The sequence below is a fragment of the Streptomyces sp. SID13726 genome (genome assembly GCF_010548375.1).
Taxonomy (GTDB): Bacteria; Actinomycetota; Actinomycetes; order Streptomycetales; family Streptomycetaceae; genus Streptomyces.
Genome location: NZ_JAAGLY010000647.1, coordinates 1 through 410, shown reverse-complemented (window position 1 = coordinate 410; position 410 = coordinate 1). Strand labels below are relative to the sequence as shown.

The following is a 410-nucleotide window of genomic DNA, read 5'->3' as shown; positions in this document are numbered from 1 at the left end:
AGGCGGACACGGCTTCGGCGACCGGGTGGGCGCGTCTAACCTGCCCGTATGGCCCTTGGTACCGCTTCCACCCGCACGGACCGCGCACGCACGGTCCGCGACCTGCTGGCGTCCGGGAGCCCGTCGTACTCCTTCGAGTTCTGGGCCCCGAAGACGGAGAAGGGCGAGCGCAACCTCTGGAACGCGCTGCGCCGGATCGAGGCGGTGGGCCCGAGCTTCGTCTCCGTGACCTACGGGGCCGGAGGCTCCACCCGCGGCGGCACCGTCAAGGCCACCCAGGAGATCGCCGCCGACACCACGCTGACCCCCGTCGCGCACCTCACCGCGGTCGACCACTCCATCGCCGAGCTGCGCCACGTGATCGGCCAGTTCGCCGACGCGGGCATCCGCAACATGCTGGCCGTGCGCGG

The 410-nt window shown here is 72.2% G+C and carries 1 protein-coding gene; it reads left to right on the top strand.

What is annotated here, in order from left to right; translation table 11 throughout:
* Positions 1–48: 48 nt before the first annotated feature.
* The coding region (locus tag G3I78_RS49580) for a methylenetetrahydrofolate reductase (RefSeq protein ID WP_203616591.1) at positions 49–410 on the top strand (362 nt) is incomplete at its 3' end.